This window comes from Bilophila sp., from assembly GCF_057864385.1.
The window spans coordinates 1-7,828 of sequence record NZ_DBMAFI010000107.1 but is presented as its reverse complement, the minus strand read 5'-3'; the positions used below and the strand labels follow the sequence as shown (position 1 = coordinate 7,828).

Here is a 7,828-nt window from a genome sequence, read left to right as displayed (position 1 = left end):
CGCCCCGCTGGTGGAACAGAACTAGGCGTTAAGACGGGAAGCCCCACACTATGGCGGGAAAATCCTTTGGCTCTGTTATGGTATGAGGTTGTTTCATCTCCACAGTGCGGTGAAAATACAGCCTTTTTCTCTGGTTTTCCCCTTGGCGGGACACACGGATAAGGCATTTTACTCGGTTAATCCTTTGGAACTTCAGAAAAAAAGCATCAACCGTTTTCTATAGCACAGCCAATCCTTTTCTCCGGTTTGTCCGTTGGCGGGGCTCCATAGGGCAAAGGAACGTTAACATTTTCCCATGTTAAAGTTTAGACTGTGTTCAATTTTACGGTTGCTGATTTTTTTCAATGAAAAATCAATAGATAAAAGTTCATTCCACGTCTGGTGATGTGGGCCTCTCTCATTTTTTGTTCATTACATGAAATCCAGTTTTGAAGAATTGTTGCGAGACCTCCAGATAATTTCCAAAGAACTCTTCCTTTCCAGTTGGAATCTTGTATCAACCACAAACTTAAACACAGCCAAAGTTTAAGACACGTCCGTTCCGGCATTGAACAGCGTAAATGCATCGTGCGTATGCCTTCGCATCGACCGCCTGCTTCCCACAGCCGAAAGGACATTTTCAACGTGAAAGCGATCTAGCTGAGGCAGGCTATTGGTTATCCACTGGAGCCTCAAGAAAGCATCAACCGTTTCCTGCGACACAGATATGAGAAAGGGCATCTCTTCCTTGCGGAGAGAGATGCCCTTTTGCGGCTGGGTTGGGTGTACTTGACGGGCCTGCGTAACGGCGTTCCGTCAGCTCACCTTTTCAGCCCAAATGCTTTGAAGCGGGCCGAAGCTGTTAAAAAACAGTTCCGGCCCACTCCATTAAGGTGCAGGAACTAGTCGATCTTGGCGAAAGCGGCGGCCACGGCGCCACAGATGGGGCACTTGTCACAGGGGCCTTCCTGCGTGTAGCCGCACACGGTACAGACATAGAAATCGCCGGTGATGGAGGAAGGATCGGCAAGGGCCTTCTTGTAGAGGTTGGCGTGCACTTCTTCAACCTTGTTGACCATATCGAAGTACTTGGCGATGCGATCCTGGCCTTCTTCCTTGGCGTCGGCGATCATGTCGGGATACATCTTGGTGAATTCGTAGGTTTCGCCTTCAATGGCGGCCTTGAGGTTGGCGGTGGTGTCGCCGATCTTTCCGGCATTGCGGAGGTGGGCATGGGCGTGGATGGTTTCAGCTTCGGCGGCGGCGCGGAACAGCTTGGCAACCTGAGGCAGGCCTTCCTTGTCAGCCTGCTTGGCGAAAGCGAGGTACTTGCGGTTAGCCTGAGATTCACCAGCGAAAGCGTCCATCAGATTCTTGTCGGTCTTGCTCATGGGAGTCTCCTTTGAGGATGATGAGGTTATGTGGAATGTGTTGCTTGGGTTCTCAATCAGGAACGATTCCTGTTTATAAGAATCCAGCCCTCTTGTAAAGCCTTATCTGTACTTTTTCCAGAAAAAAATATCCCCCTGTAAAAAGTGCAAGAAATACGGTGAAGACGGACGCGAGCTTGACCCGCCGCCCATCAGACGCTACACCTTATTTCCATGTCTGTCTCCTATTTCATCCCGGATCTCGCCCCGGAAGGCATGCACCGCTGCGAAGAGATCATCCGCCGCAGCCGGTTCATCGTCAGCCTTGCCCATACGCCGACCCCAGAGGCGGCAAAAGCCTTCATTGAGCGGATCAAGCAGGAATTTCCCGACGCGACCCACAACTGCTGGGCTTACGCCGCCGGAGCGCCCGGCCAAACCAGCAAGGTCGGCTACAGCGACGACGGCGAACCGCACGGCACGGCGGGCCGCCCCATGCTCACCATGCTGCTGCACGGCGGGGTCGGCGAGCTTTCCGCGGTCGTAACCCGCTACTTCGGCGGCATCAAGCTCGGCACGGGAGGCCTCGTCAGGGCATATCAGGGTATGGTCAAACTGGGCTTGGAAACCCTGCCCACACGCGAGCATATGATCCCCGCGCGCCTTGAGGTAGTCCTCGACTATCCCCATATTACGGTCTTCCGCCGCCTGTTGCCGGACTATCGGGCCACAGTCGCCTCGGAAAACTTCGGCGTGGACGCCACCTACGAACTCCTGCTCCCCGATCAGAACATCCCTGCCCTCGAAGCCGCGTTGACGGAACTCACGGACGGAGCTGTGCTCGTCACACGGCTTGACGACGACGCAACTACGCCGGAAATACCCTAGCATAGCTTTGTGCAAAAACATACCGCTCAGGACGGCATCCAGCTCCCCAAAGCCATGTCATGGGAAGCGGTTGATGCTTTATTTCTTGAAAGCCCAAAGGAATGACCAATAAAAGGCCCCAAGCATGAAGTCCATCGACGGAAAAGCTGGAGAAAATGTCCGTATTTTCATCATACTGTGAAGATAACACAACCACATAGCATATGTCGGAGCCTATTTTTTAATATTGTGTTAGGGCGTGTTCACACGGTGCTAGATTTTTCCCATGATTGAAGAGGGCTGAAGAAAAAGGCTGTGTTATAGAAAATGGTTGATACCTTTTTCCTTGAAGCTCCAAAGGGATAATCGGAAAAATGCCTTATCCGTGGCTCCCGCCAAGGGGAAAACCGGATAAAAAGGCTGTATTTTTATCGAACTGTGGAGATGAAACAACCACAAACTATAACAGAGCCAAGAAAAATGCAGCATGCTCAAAATATGGATAACAATCTGTAAAAATTATGTTTAATGTTTATTCTCGTTTTGCATGAACAGGCCCTAAGATGGAACAACTGCTCTGAAAAGGCCTCACCAAGGGGCTGAGACAGGGCTTCCATAAACGCAACAGCCTTTGGCAATGGAAGGGGAAGCGGCCCCACATCGGCAGTTTTGCGGAAAGGGCATTTTTCCAGAAAAAATTCCCCCCAAAGCTCTATACGTTTTCAAGGCGATTTTCCCTGCTCCCTTGCAAGGCTTTTCTCTTCCGGCGCAGCACCGGCGATCACAATCGAGCCGCTTCGCGCGGGGCTCTTTTCTCCCCGGCGACGGGATCAGGCATTGAGTTCCCGTACCGCCTCGCACAAAGGTTCTTTTCCCGCAAAAAAAGCCTTCCGAACATCTCCGAAAGGCTTTCCGCACGGCTCCAGAAACGGATTCTATGCCAATGCGCCGATTGCCTTGGCGAACGCACGAACCTGCTCTTCGGAAGTATTGAAGCTGAGCATCCAGCGCACGGTGTGCGCGGACGGATCAACCTCATAGAACAGATACTGCCGCTGCAGTGCGGCTATATGCTCAGGCTTCATATTGGCGAACACGCCGTTGCCTTCCACGGGATGGGCCAGCTCCACATGGGGCATACCGGAAATGAGATCCGCAAGCAGGCGGGCCATATTGTTGGCGTGCCGGGCGTTTTCCAACCACAGCCCGTCCTTGAAATACGCGATGTACTGGGCCGCAAGGAACCGCATCTTGGAGGCAAGCTGAAGGTTCTGCTTGCGGAGGGTCACGAAATCCCGCACGAAATCCTTATTGAAAACGACGACGGATTCAGCCATCATCATGCCGTTCTTCGTGCCGCCGAACGACATCATATCCACGCCGAGATCCTTGGTGAAGGAACGCACGTCACAGCCGAGCGCAACCGCAGCGTTGGCGATGCGCGCACCGTCCATGTGCACGTACAAGCCGTTCGCGTGCGCCACATCGACAATGGCCTTGATCTCTTCCGGCGTGTACACCGTAGCCACTTCCGTGGACTGCGTGAGCGCCACCAAGCCGGGCTGGTTGTGGTGCGGGCTGCCCATATCCGTCAGATATGCGGAAAGGGCCCCTGCGGAAATCTTGCCGTGAACGGAGGGGATGGGGGTCATCTTGCAACCCACGATAGCTTCCACAGCCCCGCTTTCCGAGGTGTGCGTGTGGGCCATGTCGCTGCACAGAACGGAGTGCCACGAGCGTACCATACGGTTGAACCCAAGCACGTTCGCGCCCGTACCGAGCGGGACAAGGAACACGTCGACGTCATCGCCGAACAGCTCCTTGAAACAGCCCTCGGCTTCGGCAGTCCACGGGTCGTCCCCGTAAGGTTCCGCCGCGCCCACATTGGCCTTGTTCAGGGCTTCCATCACTTTCGGGTGTACGCCGCTGGTATTGTCGCTGGCAAAAGTGCAATCCATCTCACAGCCTCCTTTAGGCAAATGGACTTTGGAAAGGCATGGAAAACATTGGGGTGAAACTTTTTTCTGAGGCTCTGTACTAAGAAAGGGTTTATGGGGTAATTGGGAAGGATGATCTTCTTTGAAAATATAAATGCCAAATCACTAATCTTTATCAAAATATAAAATTGTTTCAATATATTATAAAAATCCTTTTATAAAACAAAGCCTTTTCTGAATAAAGGGGAGCTCCCCGCGCGCTTCTCTCCTCTTCCTTTCAAAAGTTTTTCATTGACTCTGTTATAGTTTGTGGTTGTTTCATCTCCATAGTGCGGTGAAAATACAGCCTTTTTCTCAGGTTTTCCTCTTGGCGGGATCCACGGCTAAGGCATTTTGCCGGTTATCCCTTTGGAGCTTCAAGGAAAAAAGCATCAACCATTTTCTATAACACAGTCTTTTCATTTATCGAATCCCTAGGCCGTGTCGTTCTTCAAGAAGTAACTATTTGAAATTATTAAAATATATTTTATAGCTTGAAAAACAATTTAATATTTTCAATAGATTATACACAATTAACGACACGCTCCAGCCTGCCATGAAGCAGGCCGCCTTGAAACAGCACCATCCCAAAGCCGGACAGCCCTAGGATGGATGCCGCCGACGGCACGCTTCCGCATAGACAGCCAACGTCTGTTCGAGAAAATCCTTGCCCCGGAGGGACATGATGCGCGTGGAGCAATGCCCGGCCAAATTACGCCTCCAAGCCGCATCCGTCACTGCCCGCCGTAATACGGCGGCCAGCGCGTCCACATCCCCCGGCGCAACCAGTGCCGACGCGGGGAGCAGATCCGGCATGACGCCCACAGAGGTGGATACGAGCGGCCGCCCGCAGGCCATGATCTCAAGCGCGGCCCTGGCGATGGTTTCAGACCACAAGGAGGCGACCACCCCCACGTCCAGCGCGGACAGGCAGGCCGCCACATCCGGGACTTTTCCGGTGATGGTCACATACCGTTCCATGCCCGCCTCACGGATCCACGCTTCAACCTCTTCCTGAAGCGTCGCCGTGGAAAAGCCGAGAAGCAGCAGCCGGATGTTCCGCACGCCTTCATCTACGAGCTTCGCCAGCGCCGCGATGGTTTCCCTTTGCCCCTTCACGAGATCAAACCGTCCGAGCAGGCCAACGACGCATTCGTCATCCGTAAAGCCATATCGGGCACGGACTTCCGCCCTGCCCTCAGGATCAAACCGGAAACGCTCCGTGTCCACGCCGCCCAAAATCATATGCAGCCGCTCGGCGGGTACATGCATCTTTTCCGCGAAGTGGCGGGCCATCACCGAATTGGTGGCGATAACCGCATCAGCCACCCGCGTGTGCAAAATCCGGTTGGGGAGGTTCCCTTTCGGAAGCCGCTGATCCCCTCGCGTGCGGACAAGCGCGTATCCGCCCATGCCTTTGAGCAGCCCCCAGAACAAAAAGGATTCCCCCCGGTGGCAGTTCACCACATCGGGCCGGAACCCGCGGACAAGGTGCCCCATGTCACGGATGAGCCCGGGGAATTCCAACGGATTTTTGGCATTCAGCGGCATGGACAACGGACGCAGCCCCATTTCCTCGGCTTTGGCGAAGGTTTCCGTACCCGCCAAAGCCACGACGCGGCTTTCGTGCCCCGCAGCATTGAGCAGGCGGGCGAGCTCCAGCCCATACCACGCTGTGGCGTTGAACCAACGGACATTGACGACCTGAATCGAACGGAAAGAAGACATGGGCATTCCAGAAAAAGAAAAGTGCTCAAGGGACTTTTGCTGTAACACAAGCCCCGGACAGGGACAAGGAGCCCCATACCGAACGCCAAAAAGCGGCCCCCAATGGGTGCCGCTTTCAAGGAGCAGAGGGAGGTGAGACCTTTTTTACGGAATTACATCTTGTTGATATAGGCCGCAAGATCCAGAAGCTGCTTGTCGGACAACGGCTTCAATACCTGCTGCATGCCAAGCAATTTGGCGTCGGTGAAGGTGCCGCTCTGGTACGCCTTCATCTTGTCCATCAGATCGGATACCGGCTTCCCAGCAAGGCCGTTGCCGTTCAGCGTATGACAGGGGACACAACCATCATACAGGGCGGCACCTTCAGACGGATTGCCGCCGTCGGGCCACGTCTGGGCCTGCGCCGCTCCCGCCGCTACGAGCAGGGGAAGGGCCAACACGCACGCATATTTCATGAAACCACGCATAGGGATTCCTCCTCGGAAGAAGCATTTGGTTTCAACCAAAATACGTTGCCGGACATTTCAATCAATGATTATAACTAGATACAATAAATACACAAGACCCTGCCATAGGAAATGGCTTACACCTCATCTATTGAAATTTCAAATGAATAACGAAGGCTCTGTTAGAGCACGTGGCTGCTTCATCTCCACAGCATGTTGAAAATACAGACTTTTTATCCAGTTTTCCCATTGGCGGAATCCATGACTAGGACATTTTGTTGGCTATTCCCTTGGAACTTCAAAGAAAAAACATCAACCATTCTCTATGACACAGCCATAACTAAATAAAAGACCCCAAGCATGGAGCCCACCAACAGAAAAACTAAAGAAAAACCTGTATTTTCAATATACCGTAGAGATAAACCACATTATGACACTGCCATACCCCAAAATCCTTTACAAAAGGCTGTATTATAGAAAACGGTTGATGTTTTTTCCTTGAAATTCCAAAGGGACAACTGGCAAAATGCCTTAGCCGTGGATCCCGCCAAGGGGAAAACTGGAAAAAAGTTTGTATTTCCACCGCACTGTAGAGATGAAACAACCACATACTCTACCAGAGCCTTACAAAAAGTCGCGTCGCAGAAAACCGATTGATGCTTTTTAAAATCCCAAATACATAACCAACGCAATGCCCCAGCCATAAAGCCCCAAAAAGGAAAAATGGGAGAAAAAAGCTGTATTTTCTATGCTCTGAAGTTGAAACAACCGCATCCCATGACAGAGCCTAAAAAATGGCTGTGTTTAAGTTTGTGGTTGATACAAGATTCCAACTGGAAAGGAAGAGTTCTTTGGAAATTATCTGGAGGTCTCGCAACAATTCTTCAAAACTGGATTTCATGTAATGAACAAAAAATGAGAGAGGCCCACATCACCAGACGTGGAACGAACTTTTATCTCTTGATTTTCATAGAAAAAAATCATCAACCGTAAAATTGAACACAGCCAAAAAATCCTTGCAGATCCCCCTATTCCAGCAGTCCTCCCTTTTCCACGAAACACCAACAAAAAGATTCCTGCTGCCATAGGCCCTATGCGTCACAGTACCCCTTACTCGCGCGGGAATAAGCATTGAAGCCCTGTCCACGGCGACACACAACAGAGTCCCTCCCCTCAGAAAAGGCCCCCCCGATTATGGTAGGCTCCACGCGTCACAGCCCTCCTTGGCCTATACAGGGCATAAACGCCACTCGGAAAATAGGCTCCATCCCAACCCCATAACCAGCCAGCCCCTCCAACCCCAGCCTCACAATCAACCAGAGCAACCATCCAACCCGGCAGCCAACTCCAATGGACAACATTCAATTATACGCAAGGCGCAAGAACTTCTCGCCTCGGACGTGCGGGCCGACTATGATACGCAAGGCGAAGAGAGAGAGAGAGAGAGAGAGAGAGAGAGAGA

General features: G+C 52.1%; 5 protein-coding genes. 1 reads left to right on the top strand and 4 read right to left on the bottom strand.

Annotation, left to right across the window (positions count from 1 at the left end; translation table 11 throughout):
- Positions 1-881: 881 nt before the first annotated feature.
- Complete coding sequence (locus tag ACZM8Y_RS17355; protein WP_302552509.1) at positions 882-1,370, bottom strand: rubrerythrin family protein; 489 nt, start codon at positions 1,368-1,370, stop codon at positions 882-884.
- A 213-nt stretch (positions 1,371-1,583) separates the two neighbouring features.
- On the opposite strand from ACZM8Y_RS17355, the gene ACZM8Y_RS17350 reads away from it, so the two are divergent.
- The gene (locus ACZM8Y_RS17350; RefSeq protein ID WP_302552508.1) at positions 1,584-2,237 is read left to right on the top strand and encodes a YigZ family protein; all 654 of its coding nucleotides are present in this window, start codon (positions 1,584-1,586) and stop codon (positions 2,235-2,237) included.
- Between the two features lie 914 nt (positions 2,238-3,151).
- Here the strand turns inward: ACZM8Y_RS17350 and ACZM8Y_RS17345 are convergent.
- From ACZM8Y_RS17345 to ACZM8Y_RS17335, 3 genes are all read right to left on the bottom strand, one after another.
- Positions 3,152-4,174 (bottom strand): threonine aldolase family protein, encoded by a 1,023-nt coding sequence (locus tag ACZM8Y_RS17345; RefSeq protein WP_482333563.1) that lies wholly within the window; start codon positions 4,172-4,174, stop codon positions 3,152-3,154.
- A gap of 621 nt (positions 4,175-4,795) precedes the next feature.
- Complete coding sequence (locus ACZM8Y_RS17340; protein ID WP_482333561.1) at positions 4,796-5,920, bottom strand: glycosyltransferase family 4 protein; 1,125 nt, start codon at positions 5,918-5,920, stop codon at positions 4,796-4,798.
- 152 nt (positions 5,921-6,072) lie between these two features.
- Entirely contained in the window at positions 6,073-6,387 is a 315-nt protein-coding gene (locus tag ACZM8Y_RS17335) for a c-type cytochrome (protein WP_302552505.1), read from the bottom strand.
- Positions 6,388-7,828 lie beyond the last annotated feature (1,441 nt).

Coding starts and splice junctions, on each gene's coding strand:
- ACZM8Y_RS17340 (WP_482333561.1), bottom strand. CDS start 5,920: ATGTCTTCTTTCCGTTCGATTCAGGTCGTCAATGTCCGTTGGTTCAAC.
- ACZM8Y_RS17355 (WP_302552509.1), bottom strand. CDS start 1,370: ATGAGCAAGACCGACAAGAATCTGATGGACGCTTTCGCTGGTGAATCT.
- ACZM8Y_RS17335 (WP_302552505.1), bottom strand. CDS start 6,387: ATGCGTGGTTTCATGAAATATGCGTGCGTGTTGGCCCTTCCCCTGCTC.
- ACZM8Y_RS17350 (WP_302552508.1), top strand. CDS start 1,584: ATGTCTGTCTCCTATTTCATCCCGGATCTCGCCCCGGAAGGCATGCAC.
- ACZM8Y_RS17345 (WP_482333563.1), bottom strand. CDS start 4,174: ATGGATTGCACTTTTGCCAGCGACAATACCAGCGGCGTACACCCGAAA.